This window comes from Aeromonas sp. R1-1 (assembly GCF_040908495.1).
GTDB classification, from domain to species: domain Bacteria; phylum Pseudomonadota; class Gammaproteobacteria; order Enterobacterales; family Aeromonadaceae; genus Aeromonas; species Aeromonas veronii.
Map to the genome: position 1 here is coordinate 1 of NZ_JBFODV010000098.1, position 12,838 is coordinate 12,838.

General features: G+C 59.6%; 13 protein-coding genes. 2 read left to right on the plus strand and 11 right to left on the minus strand.

The genetic code is table 11. The features are described from left to right. Window positions 1-1,454 (plus strand): thiamine pyrophosphate-dependent enzyme (locus tag AB5Y92_RS05610; RefSeq protein ID WP_368225894.1); only part of this gene is annotated, 1,454 nt, incomplete at its 5' end. Window positions 1,455-1,565: 111 nt separating this feature from the next. On the opposite strand, the gene AB5Y92_RS05615 is transcribed toward AB5Y92_RS05610, so the two are convergent. Continuing rightward, window positions 1,566-2,942 (minus strand): MDR family MFS transporter, encoded by a 1,377-nt coding sequence (locus AB5Y92_RS05615; protein WP_201987324.1) that lies wholly within the window; start codon window positions 2,940-2,942, stop codon window positions 1,566-1,568. 173 nt (window positions 2,943-3,115) lie between these two features. On the opposite strand from AB5Y92_RS05615, the gene AB5Y92_RS05620 reads away from it, so the two are divergent. Then, window positions 3,116-3,718 (plus strand): HAD family phosphatase, encoded by a 603-nt coding sequence (locus AB5Y92_RS05620; protein ID WP_164536268.1) that lies wholly within the window; start codon window positions 3,116-3,118, stop codon window positions 3,716-3,718. Between the two features lie 85 nt (window positions 3,719-3,803). Here AB5Y92_RS05620 and AB5Y92_RS05625 read toward each other — a convergent pair whose 3' ends face one another. The 10 genes from AB5Y92_RS05625 to rpe all read right to left on the minus strand — a co-directional run bounded on the left by AB5Y92_RS05625 (window position 3,804) and on the right by rpe (window position 12,600). Further along, window positions 3,804-4,064, minus strand: coding sequence for a hypothetical protein (locus AB5Y92_RS05625; RefSeq protein WP_164536267.1), 261 nt, complete (start codon window positions 4,062-4,064; stop codon window positions 3,804-3,806). Between the two features lie 233 nt (window positions 4,065-4,297). Then, window positions 4,298-5,095: a DUF1338 domain-containing protein gene (locus AB5Y92_RS05630; RefSeq protein ID WP_021229798.1), complete on the minus strand. Its 798-nt coding sequence runs from the start codon at window positions 5,093-5,095 to the stop codon at window positions 4,298-4,300. 59 nt (window positions 5,096-5,154) lie between these two features. Beyond that, window positions 5,155-6,624, minus strand: coding sequence for a succinylglutamate-semialdehyde dehydrogenase (astD, locus tag AB5Y92_RS05635; protein ID WP_164536266.1), 1,470 nt, complete (start codon window positions 6,622-6,624; stop codon window positions 5,155-5,157). A 72-nt stretch (window positions 6,625-6,696) separates the two neighbouring features. After that, a complete protein-coding gene (gene astA, locus AB5Y92_RS05640) occupies window positions 6,697-7,716 on the minus strand; it encodes an arginine N-succinyltransferase (protein ID WP_164536265.1) in 1,020 nt (339 codons plus the stop codon). A 76-nt stretch (window positions 7,717-7,792) separates the two neighbouring features. After that, window positions 7,793-9,010, minus strand: coding sequence for an aspartate aminotransferase family protein (locus AB5Y92_RS05645; RefSeq protein ID WP_158112935.1), 1,218 nt, complete (start codon window positions 9,008-9,010; stop codon window positions 7,793-7,795). 276 nt (window positions 9,011-9,286) lie between these two features. Next, entirely contained in the window at window positions 9,287-9,868 is a 582-nt protein-coding gene (locus tag AB5Y92_RS05650) for an aminodeoxychorismate synthase component II (RefSeq protein WP_164536264.1), read from the minus strand. A gap of 21 nt (window positions 9,869-9,889) precedes the next feature. Beyond that, complete coding sequence (locus tag AB5Y92_RS05655) at window positions 9,890-10,105, minus strand: hypothetical protein (protein ID WP_368225898.1); 216 nt, start codon at window positions 10,103-10,105, stop codon at window positions 9,890-9,892. 118 nt (window positions 10,106-10,223) lie between these two features. Beyond that, the gene (gene trpS / locus AB5Y92_RS05660) at window positions 10,224-11,228 is read right to left on the minus strand and encodes a tryptophan--tRNA ligase (RefSeq protein WP_005334999.1); all 1,005 of its coding nucleotides are present in this window, start codon (window positions 11,226-11,228) and stop codon (window positions 10,224-10,226) included. 42 nt (window positions 11,229-11,270) lie between these two features. After that, window positions 11,271-11,939 carry a phosphoglycolate phosphatase gene (locus AB5Y92_RS05665; RefSeq protein ID WP_164536263.1) on the minus strand — a complete coding sequence of 223 codons (669 nt, stop codon included), beginning with the start codon at window positions 11,937-11,939 and terminating at the stop codon, window positions 11,271-11,273. Beyond that, entirely contained in the window at window positions 11,926-12,600 is a 675-nt protein-coding gene (gene rpe / locus AB5Y92_RS05670; RefSeq protein ID WP_005335006.1) for a ribulose-phosphate 3-epimerase, read from the minus strand. The genes AB5Y92_RS05665 and rpe overlap by 14 nt, the downstream gene beginning before the upstream one ends. Between the last annotated feature and the right edge of the window lie 238 nt (window positions 12,601-12,838).

Here is a 12,838-nt window from a genome sequence, read left to right on the forward strand (position 1 = left end):
ACTACTGCGTCGCCGCCTGTCCCCACTCGGCCATTCGCGCCAAGGTGGTGGAAGCGGATGCGCTGGCCGCTGCCCCCGCCACTCTGGATGCGCTGGATGTGAAATCCCGAGACATGCGCGGCCAGCAGTACGTACTGCAGGTGGCGCCGGAGGATTGCACCGGCTGCAACCTCTGCGTCGAGGTGTGCCCGGCCAAGGATCGCAGCAACCCGGATCGCAAGGCGATCAATATGGCTTCACGCCTCGATCACCTCGACGAGCAGAAGGCCAACTACGACTTCTTCCTCGACCTGCCAGAGCGCAGCGCCGAGCAGCTGGAGCGCATCGATATTCGCACCTCCCAGCTCATCTCGCCGCTGTTTGAATACTCGGGCGCCTGCTCCGGCTGTGGCGAGACCCCCTATATCAAGCTGTTGACCCAGCTCTATGGCGATCGGCTGCTGATAGCCAACGCCACCGGCTGCTCGTCTATTTATGGCGGCAACCTGCCTACCACCCCCTACACCACCAACGCCGACGGGCGCGGGCCGGCCTGGGCCAACTCGCTGTTTGAAGACAACGCCGAGTTCGGACTGGGCTTCCGCCTCACCGTCGCTCAGCACAGGGAGCGGGTGCGCCGTCTGCTGGCGAGCCTGGGCGACACCATACCGGAAGCGCTGCGCGAGGCGCTCGACGATACCACCCTGCCGGTTTCCGAGCAGCGGGCCCATATCCAGCAGTTGCGAGTGCTTCTGCAGGAGAGCCCGATCCCGGCAGCCCAAGAGCTGGCTCGCGATGCGGACTATCTGGTGGAAAAATCGGTCTGGCTCATCGGCGGCGATGGCTGGGCCTACGACATCGGCTTTGGCGGACTCGACCATGTGCTGAGTCTGGGGGAGAACATCAATGTGCTGGTGCTCGATACCCAGTGCTACTCCAACACCGGCGGCCAGCAGTCGAAGGCGACGCCACTCGGTGCCATCACCAAGTTTGGCGAGCAGGGCAAGCGCAAGGGGCGCAAGGATCTCGGGGCCAGCGTGATGATGTATGGTCACGTCTATGTGGCGCAGATATCACTCGGCGCCCAGATGAACCAGACGGTAAAAGCGATTCAGGAGGCGGAAGCCTATCCGGGCCCCTCGCTCATCATCGCCTACAGCCCATGCGAGGAGCATGGCTATGACATGGCCGAGAGCCATGAGCAGATGAAGCAGCTGACCGCCACCGGCTTCTGGCCCCTCTACCGCTTCGATCCGCGCCGCGCTGACGAGGGCAAACTGTCGCTGGCACTCGACTCGCGGGCCCCCAATGCCTCGCTGGCCGAGACCTTGCGCCACGAGCCCCGCTTCCAGCGGCTGGAGCGCCAGCTGCCGGAGGTGGCCAGCCAGCTCTATCAAGAGGCAGAGCAGGAGGCCAACCGCCGCTTCGCCTGGCTGAGCCAGCTGGCGGGCAAGGAGAGTCCGGCGCAGGAGTAAGCCACGTATGGCTTGATGGCAGCAGCCACTCTATTCGCCAAATAACAATCAGGGCTCCCCGCGGGGAGCCCTGATGCTATTTATGGTGAACCAATGTTGGCGCCGGCCTGATCAGGCGCTGATGGAGGCCAGCTCGTGGCGCTTCAACGCCAGCAATGTGATGAGCAGCGCCAGCGTGGCGATCAGTGCCATGCCGATATAGGTCGCGCTGAAGCCCGGGGCCAACAGATCGGGCGCGAGCCGACTCAGATCGCCATCGCTGCCGGCTGGCAGGCGGAAATGAAACAGCATGGAGCAGATGGCCACGCCGACGGCACCGCCGAGCTCCCGCCCGAAGTTGAACAGCGACATGCCGATGCCGCGATCCTGCCGTGGCAGGGCATTCTGCACCACCACCGAGAGGGCGGGCAGCACCAGACCCAGACCAATACCGGCAAACCCGAGCGCCAGTCTGACCCAGGCATCGAAGTGGATCTGCCACAGCGCCACCGCCGCCAGCGCAAACCCGACCGCAACAAAGCTTTTGTAGTGACCGGTACGGCCAATCAGCTTGCCACCGATAAAGGCGCCGGTGGTGATGCAGATCATGAAGATCACCATGCTCATCCCGCTCTCGCTGGCGCTCAACCCCTTCTGCCACTGCATCTGCAACGGCAGATAGACCAGCACGGCAAACATCAGCAGCTGGGAGAGCATCACCAGCAGCACGCTCACCAGATAGCCGGGCAGCCGGGCCAGATGGGCAGGCAGAATGGGATCGTGGGCGCGCCGCTCAATCAGAATGAGCAGCAACAGTGCCACGCCCAGCGCCGCCGAAAGCCAGACTGCAGGCAGCGCCGCCTCCGGCGAGAGCAGCAACAGGGTGAGCGTAGTGACGGTAATCAGCAGACCCGCCCCCTTCCAGTCGAAGCGACTGTGGCGACGGACGTTGAGCTGCTTGAGGTTGCGATTGATGAGAAAGACCGCCAGCGCCCCGAGCGGCAGGTTGATCCAGAAGATCCAGCGCCAGCTGAGCTGCTCGGTGAAATAGCCGCCGAGCAAGGGGCCGGCGATGCTGGAGACCGCATAGACCGCCGAGATGTAGCCCTGATATTTGCCCACCTCTCGCGGCGGAATGGTGTCGGCAATCACGGTAAACGCGAGGGCAATCAGGCCGCCGCCCCCCAGCCCTTGCAGCACCCGTGCCGCCAAAAGGGTCGGCAGATCCTGGGAAAGAGCACAGGCCACCGAGCCCGCCAGAAACAGGCCGATGCCGATATTGAGCATCCGCACCCGGCCAAAGAGATCGCTCAGCTTGCCGTAGAGGGGCAGCACGGCGGTAGCCGCCAGCAGGTAGGCGGTGACTACCCAGGTGAGGGCGGCACCGGCGTGCAGCTCGGCGCCAATCATGGGCAGCGGGGTGGTGACTATGCTCTTTTCCAGTGAACCGAGCGCGATCACCAGCGCCACGCTAGAGAAAATGGTTTTGGGGGATATTTTCGAGGTCATAAGCGGACTCGCTGATCTGATATGCCAAAGTATCCGGCAATGAACGAATTATTGTCTCACAAATCAGCAAGAGATAGAAAAAACGGCGGCCACAATCTGCCCAACCATGAGGCCGATCCCACAAAATGCCGACCGTTTCTGCTAGCCTGCTCTATTTGATTCGAGGAGCCCCCATGAGCGAGCGTGAGCAGTACGGGTTTGATCACTACGATGCCCTGATTTTCGATATGGATGGCACTTTGGTAGATTCCATGCCCCTTCATCTGGATGCCTGGGAGCTCACCTGCGCCGAATTCGGCATACCCTTCGAGCGGGATCAGCTCTATCAGTACGGCGGCATTCCCACCCGCAAGATCATCGCCATGCTGGCCGAGCAGCAGGGGCTGACGGTGGATGTCGAGGCTTTTACCCGTCGCAAGATTGCCCTCTATATGGAACATATCGACAAGGTCAGCGTCTTTCCCAAGATGTGGGAGCTGGTCAGGCACTATCACGGCAAGGTCAAGATGGGGATTGGCACCGGCTCACCGCGCAGTCAGGCGGACTCCATCCTCAAAAGCACCGGACTCGACGCCTATATTTCGGTGTTGGTGAGCGCCGATGATGTCACCAACCACAAGCCGCACCCTGATACCTTCTTGCAGGTGGCCGAACTACTCGGCGCCAATCCCGCCAACTGCCTGGTGTTTGAAGATACCCGGATCGGGCTTGAGGCTGGCAAGGCGGCAGGGATGGATACCGTGCTGGTTATCGAAGGTGACCTGCACCAGCGCTAAACGGCTCAGGGGCAAGCAGGCAAACCGATAAGATGGTGCCATCACAGTGGCATCATTTTTTATTCACGTGAGCATGGCGGTAGCGTCAGTGCCCGGACAGAGTTGCGATCACCGCCGGAATGGTGGCAACAGTCAGACAAAGGACGTTGGCGTTGGCCTCATCCTGTAGTGCCTGATGAGTGCGAAGCAGCTCAAGGGCTTCGGCCGGAGTATCTGCAAAGGTGGGGGCGGCGATGGCGGCAAATCCCTGTTCGACCAATTGACGACGCTCATCGCTATAGCTGGGTGCATTGGCATCTAGATAGGTAAGCGCCTGATCCTGCTTGAAAAAGTGATAGTTAGGCATCGATTGGCCCCGCAAAAATAAAGCGCCATTCTACTCCTTTTTTCTCCGCCGCCCGCGTCAATCTGTGTCGTCTCAAGTGATCTCGTTCACATTTTTATCAACAAATTTTCACCTATTAGGCGCCATCCAAATCCCATCCCCACGCGGAGTCAGACAACACTCGCCACCGTCACTCGGCGCCAAACAAAACGCCTCCACGAGGAGGCGTTGCGACTGAAACAGGGTGGCTCCCGTTACATGGCATTCGTCGATTCGAAGATCTTGTCCGCCGAGGCCTCGACAAAGCCCGGATAGAGCACACCATCGGCCTGCGGATAGCGCAGGGCAAACTCGTAGAAGCAGCTCGGGATGGTACGCACCCCATCGCTGAACGGCACCTCGGCTTTGTCCGCCATGGTGGAGGATTGCTCCAGCATGACCTGCGGATCCCCTTTCACCTCGCCACCCACGCTGTTGAGCACAAAACCCGCCGCCTTGAGCGCCGCATTGACCTGATGGATGGTGTCGAAATCCTTCAACTTGTTGATATTGACCGTGAAGTGGTTGGCACGATAACCCCAGGCTGCCATCCAAGCCGCATACTCGCTCTCCGCCAGCAGAGTCTGATAATCGGCATAGGAGACCTGCCAGGGGGCGCCGGTGTAGAGAAATGCCGGGGTATCGGTCAGATGATCGGGCACCTGATCCGCCAGCTTGTGGATGATGGCCTGCGCCGCTGGGGAGAGTTCTTCCACCTTCAGCTCGCTGATAAACACCTTGGGAGCGTCCGGATCCTGATGCTCGAAGTGCTTGGCGTAGAGCTTCTTGGCCTTGAAAACGTACTCGCCCTTCTGCTCGTAACCGAGCGCCAGGAAGTGGGCAGCCAGCTTCTCCAGCCCCAGCTTGGGCAGGTTGTAGGTACGAAACGCCACGTGATCGTTGACGATGGGCTCGCCGCCACCCAGCAGGGTGTGCACCTTGAGGGCGCTCGGGGTCACCTTGATGTAGTTGTCCCACAGATGGCTGAACAGGGTGTCGATATCCTTTTGCATCTCTCTTTCCTTTGATTGCGGGTACAGATGGGGGCACCGCTGGATGCCCCGTGTCGTTATTAGAAGCGCAGGCCGGGCGACAGTTGATCCGGCATGGCGGCTTTGCTGTCTTCGACAGAGGCAACCGGATACGCACAGTAGTCAGCAGCGTAGTAGGCGCTTGCCCTGTGGTTGCCGGAAGCGCCGATGCCACCAAACGGCGCGGCACTGGAGGCGCCGGTGATGGGTTTGTTCCAGTTGACGATACCGGCGCGGATCCGCTTGAAGAAATGGTGCCAGTCCGCCTCCTTGTCCCCCAGCAGACCGGCCGAGAGACCGTAGCGGGTGGCGTTGCCCTGATCGATTGCGGCATCGAAATCGTCATAGCGAATGAGCTGCAGCAGCGGGCCGAAGTACTCTTCATCCGGCAGCGCCTTGACTGCAGTCACGTCGATAATGCCCGGGGAGACAAAGCCTGTGCCCGCTTCCAGGTGCTTGAGGGTAAGCAGGCTCTCGCCACCGAGGCGCTGCAGGTTGGCTTGCGCCTCGACCATGCCCTGTGCTGCCTTCTCGCTTATCATCGAGCCCATGAACGGCTGCTCGGCGGCGTCATAGAGGCCGACTTTGATCTGGCCGACCACCTCGACCAGTCGCTTGACCAGCGCATCGCCGCGCTCGCCGCGCTCGACAAACAGGCGGCGGGAACAGGTGCAACGTTGACCCGAGGTGATAAATGCAGACTGGACGATGGCATGGACGGCGCCGTCGATGTCGCTCACGTCTTTCACGATCAGCGGGTTGTTGCCGCCCATCTCCAGCGCCAGAATTTTGCCCGGCTGGCCGGCAAACTGTTGATGGAGGAAATGGCCGGTGCGGGAGGAGCCGGTGAAGAAGAGGCCGTCGATATCGGGGTTGCCAGCCAGCGCCTTGCCAGTCTCGACCTCCCCTTGCACCAGATTGAGCACCCCCTTGGGCAATCCGGCCTCCTGCCACACCCTGACCATGGCTTCGGCCACCATGGGGGTCAGCTCGGAGGGTTTGAACACCACGGCGTTACCCGCGATCAGTGCAGGTACGATATGGCCGTTGGGCAGATGACCCGGGAAGTTGTAAGGGCCGAACACCGCCACCACACCGTGGGGCTTATGGCGGACAAACGCCTTGGCGCCCGGCATAGCATTTTCAACTGTGCCGGTACGCTCGTCGTGGGCACGGATGGAGATGGCAATCTTGCCCTGCATGGCGGCCACTTCGGTGCGGGTCTCCCACAACGGTTTGCCGGTTTCGCGGGCGATAGTCAGGGCCAGCGCCTCTTTCTGCTCGCCGAGCAGGTCGGCATAACGACGCACTATGGCCAGACGATCCTCAAGGCTCATGTCCGCCCAGTGGTAGAAGGCGGCACGGGCGGCCTTGACGGCCGCATCCACCTGCGCCGCACTGGCGGCAGCCCCCTGCCAGATCACCTCGTTCTTGGCCGGATCGGTTGACTCGAACGGCTTGCCTTCACCGGCAAGCCACTGACCGTCGATAAATTGCACTAACTGGCTCATCCATTCACTCCCTGTCGCTGGCAGGCAGCCTCGGCTGCCTGTCTGATAATCGGTTTGCTTGTCCTGTTTGTCTCAGTCGAGGTCGACCACCCGCACCATGTCGCCATCCTGCACCTTGAGTGCCACCGCCATCTTGGGCGGGATGATGGCTTCGTGCTTGTCGAGATCGACCCGGATATTGCCGTAGCAGGCGCGGTAATGTTCGAAACGGCTGTTGCAGATAAGGTGGGTCTTGCCACCGATAGGCTCGCCCACCAGCACCCGCAGCTTCTTGCTGCGGCGCACGCTGCGGATATTCTTCACGTCACACTCGACGGTGGGGCCAGCATCGAAGATATCGACGTAGCCACGGTTCACGAAGCCCTCGTCCTGCAGCATCTTGATGGCCGGGCGGGTCTTCTCGTGGGTCTGACCGATAACGGCCCGCGCCTCTTTGCTCAGCAAATTGACGTAGATGGGATACTTTGGCATCAACTCGGCGATAAAGCGCTTCTTGCCGATGCCGGTCAGATAGTCGACGGTGGGAAAATCCATCGAGAAGAAGTGGGTTTGCAGCCACTCGTAGAAGGGGCTGTGACCGTTGGCATCGGAGACGCCGCGCATCTCGGCGAAGACGGTCTCGTCAAACAGCTCGGGGTGCTCGGCCATAAACAGAAAGCGGTGCTTGGAGAGCAGGCGGCCGTTGAGCCCCTCGCGGGCACATTCGCGCAAGAACAGGGTGCAGAGCTCGGAGTTGCCGGTGTAGTCGTTGGAGAGAGTCAGGGTTTCAACGACGTTGTAGATGCCGAGCTTGGGGGAAGAGTGCACCACTTTGCCGATGTGGTAGTTGTAAAACGGCTGGGAGAGGCCAACCGCGGCATCGATGGCACAGGTGCCGACCATCTCGCCGGTCTCCAGATCCTCGGCCACGAAGAAGTAGAGGCAGTCCCCCTTGCCGGCGGGCTTGTCGGAAAAAGTCTGGGTAGAGGCGTCAATCTTGCGCTGCAGCAGCTCATCGTTGACGGGCAACGAGGTCATGCCGGTGCCGGACTCGATGGCGCAGGTCTTGAGCCCGGCAAAATCTTTTTGCTCGATGGGACGGATAACCAACATAAATGACAACTCCCTTTCATTGACGACAGGTGGGGTCCCGGCTCCTGCCGGGAGAGCTCCCCACCTCAATTTGGAATCAGGCGTTAACCACCTGGGCAACAGCCTTCTCGAAGCGGGCCAACCCTTCCTTGATGTCCGCTTCCGGGATCACCAGTGAAGGGGCAAAACGAACCACGTTGGTACCAGCCACCAGTGCCATAAGCCCCTGATCGATGGAGGCCAGCAGGAAGTCGCGGGAGCGCCCCTTGTAGGCATCGCTCAGGGCCGCGCCCAGCAGCAGACCCTTGCCGCGGATCTCGCTAAAGCAGTGGTATTTGGCGTTGATTGCTTCAAGGCCATCGCGGAACAGCTGTTCGCGCTGCTTGATGCCAGCCAGCACCTCCGGGGTATTGATCACGTCGATCACCGCCTCAGCGACCGCACAGGCAAGCGGGTTGCCGCCGTAAGTAGAGCCGTGAGTGCCCACTTTCAGGTAAGAAGCAATCTCGTTGGTGGTCAGCATGGCGCCGATGGGGAAACCGCCACCCAGCGCCTTGGCGCTGGTGAGGATGTCCGGCGTGACGCCCAGACCCATATAGGCATAGAGATCACCGGTCCGGCCGACGCCGGACTGCACTTCGTCATACACCAGCAGGGCATTGTGTTTGTCACACAGCTCGCGTACCCCTTTGGCAAACTCGTCGGTAGGACGAATGATGCCCCCCTCCCCTTGCAGCGGCTCCATCACCACGGCGCAGGTGTTGTCGGAGATCACCTCGGCCAGCGCCGCCAGATCGTTGTAGGGAACATGGGTAATGTCACCGGGCTTGGGACCGAAGCCATCGGAGTAGGCTGCCTGGCCACCGACGCTCACGGTAAAGAAGGTACGACCGTGGAAGCCCTGATTGAAGGCGATGATCTGGGTCTTCTGCTCGCCAAACTTCTCGATGGCATAGCGGCGTGCCAGCTTGAGGGCAGCCTCGTTTGCTTCGGCGCCGGAGTTGCAGAAGTAGACCTTGTCGGCGAAGGTGGCGGCGACCAGCTTCCTGGCCAAACGCAGGGCTGGCTCGTTGGTCATGACGTTGGAGAGGTGCCACAGCTTCTCGCCCTGGGTTTTCAGGGCCTCGACCAGCTTGGGATGACAGTGACCCAAACCGTTGACGGCGATGCCACCGGCGAAGTCGACATACTCGCGCCCTTCCTGATCCCAGACACGTGACCCTTCACCACGCACCGGGATGATCTTGGCGGGCGCATAGTTGGGAACCATCACTTCATCAAACACTTCACGTGTCACTGCCAACAACTCTGACATATAGCTCTCCTTCGATTCGGCGACAGAATAATCCACCGCCCAAAAGTTAAATCCGTGTAAACGTGACGGGATTATCACAGAAATAAAGTAAAAAGTCTGTAACAAGACGGCCTATAAGGAACAATGTTCGATTGCTCTTGAGATTTTAGGCAACCGCATTGCATAACGACTCAGGGGGGCTTGGCAAGAGATAATTTGGGCAGGAGAGGGGGTGAATAAAGTGTCAGGGAAATTTTTTTTGCCTTCTCTCGAACTTGAGAAGGCGATCACAACTTTTTATGAACGCGCCAGAAAGTTGGCCAGCAACTGATGGCCCTGCTCGCTCAAAATACTCTCCGGATGGAACTGAACACCCTCGACAGGGAGCGTCTTGTGGCGCAGCCCCATGATCTCGTCAAACGAGCCATCGGCATACTCGCTCCAGGCGGTGACCTCGAAGCAATCGGGCAGCGTGTCGCGCTCCACCACCAGCGAGTGGTAACGGGTCACCCTCAGCGGGTTGTTGAGCCCCTTGAACACCCCCTCATGGCGATGGCGGATGAGCGAGGTTTTGCCGTGCATTACCTGACGGGCACGCACTACGCGGGCGCCAAAGGCCTGCGCCAGCGACTGATGACCGAGACAGACGCCGAGAATGGGCAGCTTGCCAGCGAAGTGGCTGATGGCATCGAGAGAGATCCCCGCCTCATTGGGCGTACAGGGACCGGGAGAGATCACCAGAAAACGGGGGGAGAGCTGCGCTATGGCATCGAGCGTCAGTTCATCATTGCGCTTGACCACAACCTCTTGTCCCAGGGCGCCGAAATATTGCACCAGGTTCCAGGTAAAAGAGTCGTAGTTATCGATCAACAACAACATGAGATAACCAACAGCGGAGAATTAACGATCGAGATAACGACCCAGTTCCATTTCCCGTTCACGCTGACACTCGGCCAGATAGATGGCGGCAGCAACGGCAGGGGTTTTATGGTGCTTGTCGATGGCATTGGAGACCATCAACTGCAGGGTATTGAGGTTTTTCGCCTTGCGAAATTTACGTAGCCAGTGACCTTTGTCACTCAGCTCTTCAGCAGAAATAGTTGGTTGAACAGGCATGCTTTCTCTTGGGGATATTACCCAGGTTGAAATAAAGAAATTAAACAAAATAGCTAGGCAGAAAATAAAGAAAGCCAGGCAAATACCCAGCTCTCTTCTACTACACCTTCCCAGTATGTCAGGCTCGAGGAACGAAGCCGACTACATCATATACGCTGGTCAGGGTTTTTTCAGCTCTTTCGCGCGCCTTTTGTGCTCCTTCTGCCAGAATCGCGATCAGATGGGCCTCATCCTGACGCAACTCGTGGAAACGGGCCTGGATCGGTTCCAGCAGCGCAACCACGGCTTCGGCGGTTTCGGTCTTGAGGTGACCGTACATCTTGCCTTCGAAGTGCTGCTCCAGCTCGGGGATGGAGCGACCCGTCACCCCGGACATCAGGGTCAGCAGGTTGGAGACACCCGGTTTGTTTTCCGGGTCGAAACGCACCACAGCCGGCTCGTCGGAATCGGTCACCGCACGCTTGATCTTCTTGACGATCTGCTTGGGATCTTCCAGCAGGCCAATGAAGTTGGCCTCGTTGTCATCCGACTTGGACATCTTCTTGGTCGGATCCTGCAGGCTCATCACCCGCGCCCCTTCGGTCGGAATGAAGGGTTCCGGCATGGTGAACACGTCACCATAGAGGTTGTTGAAACGGGTGCAGATGTCACGGGTCAGCTCCAGATGCTGCTTCTGGTCGTTGCCGACCGGTACCTGATTGGCCTGATAGAGCAGAATATCAGCGGCCATCAGCACCGGATAACCGAACAGGCCGACGTTGACGTTGTTCTCGAAACGGGCTGACTTGTCCTTGAACTGGGTCATGCGCGACAGCTCACCCATCTGGGTATAGCAATTGAGGATCCAGCCCAGCTCGGCGTGCTGCGGCACGTGAGACTGGATGAAGACGGTGCTCTTCTTGGGATCGATACCGACCGCCAGATAGAGGGCGGCCGCATCCAGACAAGCCTTGCGCAGGGCAGCCGGGTCCTGGCGAGTGGTGATGGCGTGCAGATCGACGATGCAGTAGAGGCAGTCGAACTCATCCTGCATGTTGACCCACTGACGCAGGGCCCCCATGTAGTTGCCGATGGTCAGTTGACCGGAGGGTTGCGCTCCGCTCAATACGATTGGTTTAGTCATGAGAGTATTAATCCTTGTTATTCAGCCAGCCCAGCTGCGCTATTAGACCAAAAGTGCATCGAGCTGGGCAAACTGCTCGAATACCCAGTCTGGATGGGAGTCGGCGATGGGGCGGCCATAGTTGTAGCCGTAGGTGAGACCCACCACCTTCATGCCAGCCGCCTTCGCCGCCAGCACGTCATTTTCGGAGTCGCCCACCATCAGGGTGCGAGCCGGGCTCACCCCCAACTCCTGGCAAGCGTGCAGCAAGGGCTCAGGGCTCGGCTTCTTGACCGGTACGCAGTTGCCGCCAAGCCAGAGTTCGAAACAATCGCTGATGCCGAGGGCATCGAGGATGGGTGCCACGAAATCGCTCGGCTTGTTGGTAACGATCGCCTGCTTGTAACCCAGGGTTTGCAGGCGACGCAGACTCTGCGCCACCCCTTCATACATCGCCAGCCCTTGCAGCAGGCAGGCGTTGTAGTGCTGGAAAAAAATCGGCCTGGCCTTGGCAAACAGCTCGGGATCGGCCTCGCGATAGGCAAGCGCCCGCTGGATCAGCTTGTCGGCACCGTTGCCGACCCAGGTACGGATAACCGCTTCATCAGCTTGTTCCAGACCCAGATCAGCCAGAGTCAGATTGACCGCCAGCGCCAGCTGGGCGGCGCTGTCAATCAGGGTGCCGTCCAGATCGAACAGCACCAAATCAAATGCGCGCTCAGCGTGTGACATGAGCCAGCTCCGCACGCATCTTGTCGATCACCGCCTTGTAGTCAGGCTGGCTGAAAATGGCCGAGCCGGCGACAAACATGTCGGCGCCCGCTTCGGCGATCTCGCGAATGTTGTCGACCTTCACCCCGCCATCGATCTCGAGGCGGATATCGCGGCCGCTCTCGTCGATCAGACGACGCACCTGACGCAGCTTGTCGAGGGTACCGGGGATAAAGCTCTGACCACCGAAGCCCGGGTTGACCGACATCAGCAGGATCACATCCAGCTTGTCCATCACATACTCGAGGCAGGAGAGCGAGGTAGCAGGATTCAGCACCAGACCGGCCTGGCAGCCCATCTCCTTGATGAGGCCCAAAGAGCGATCAACGTGATCGGACGCTTCCGGATGGAAGGTGATGAGGGAAGCACCCGCCTTGGCAAAATCGGGAATGATGCGATCCACCGGCTTGACCATCAGGTGCACGTCGATGGGGGCCTCGATACCGTAGTCACGCAGCGCCTGACAGACCATGGGGCCAATGGTCAGGTTGGGGACATAGTGGTTGTCCATCACGTCGAAGTGAACCACGTCGGCACCGGCAGCCAGTACCTTGGCTACATCGTCACCCAGACGGGCAAAATCGGCAGAGAGGATCGAGGGGGCAATCAGAAAGTCTTTCATCAGCATCATCCATTGGCAGCCAGGGAGAAAAAGCGGCGCAATTTTAACGTAAAAGGCGGGCGAAAACGACTCGAATGCGGGGTAAATGGGGCAATCACCTCCCCTCCCCCAGCAACCCGGGTTATAGGACATCGGCACGGGCGCGGACTTGCCCATAAAAAACGGCGCCCCTGGGCGCCGCATGGTCTGTTACGTCAGTGGCAGCAGTTCACTGTCGCTGGGATAGTAGCCCTGCTCC

What these genes read in the sequence shown, in the direction of transcription:
- AB5Y92_RS05615 (WP_201987324.1), bottom strand. Translation starts at nt 2,942, where the DNA reads ATGACCTCGAAAATATCCCCCAAAACCATTTTCTCTAGCGTGGCGCTG.
- AB5Y92_RS05620 (WP_164536268.1), top strand. Translation starts at nt 3,116, where the DNA reads ATGAGCGAGCGTGAGCAGTACGGGTTTGATCACTACGATGCCCTGATT.
- AB5Y92_RS05625 (WP_164536267.1), bottom strand. Translation starts at nt 4,064, where the DNA reads ATGCCTAACTATCACTTTTTCAAGCAGGATCAGGCGCTTACCTATCTA.
- AB5Y92_RS05630 (WP_021229798.1), bottom strand. Translation starts at nt 5,095, where the DNA reads ATGCAAAAGGATATCGACACCCTGTTCAGCCATCTGTGGGACAACTAC.
- astD (WP_164536266.1), bottom strand. Translation starts at nt 6,624, where the DNA reads ATGAGCCAGTTAGTGCAATTTATCGACGGTCAGTGGCTTGCCGGTGAA.
- astA (WP_164536265.1), bottom strand. Translation starts at nt 7,716, where the DNA reads ATGTTGGTTATCCGTCCCATCGAGCAAAAAGATTTTGCCGGGCTCAAG.
- AB5Y92_RS05645 (WP_158112935.1), bottom strand. Translation starts at nt 9,010, where the DNA reads ATGTCAGAGTTGTTGGCAGTGACACGTGAAGTGTTTGATGAAGTGATG.
- AB5Y92_RS05650 (WP_164536264.1), bottom strand. Translation starts at nt 9,868, where the DNA reads ATGTTGTTGTTGATCGATAACTACGACTCTTTTACCTGGAACCTGGTG.
- AB5Y92_RS05655 (WP_368225898.1), bottom strand. Translation starts at nt 10,105, where the DNA reads ATGCCTGTTCAACCAACTATTTCTGCTGAAGAGCTGAGTGACAAAGGT.
- trpS (WP_005334999.1), bottom strand. Translation starts at nt 11,228, where the DNA reads ATGACTAAACCAATCGTATTGAGCGGAGCGCAACCCTCCGGTCAACTG.
- AB5Y92_RS05665 (WP_164536263.1), bottom strand. Translation starts at nt 11,939, where the DNA reads ATGTCACACGCTGAGCGCGCATTTGATTTGGTGCTGTTCGATCTGGAC.
- rpe (WP_005335006.1), bottom strand. Translation starts at nt 12,600, where the DNA reads ATGAAAGACTTTCTGATTGCCCCCTCGATCCTCTCTGCCGATTTTGCC.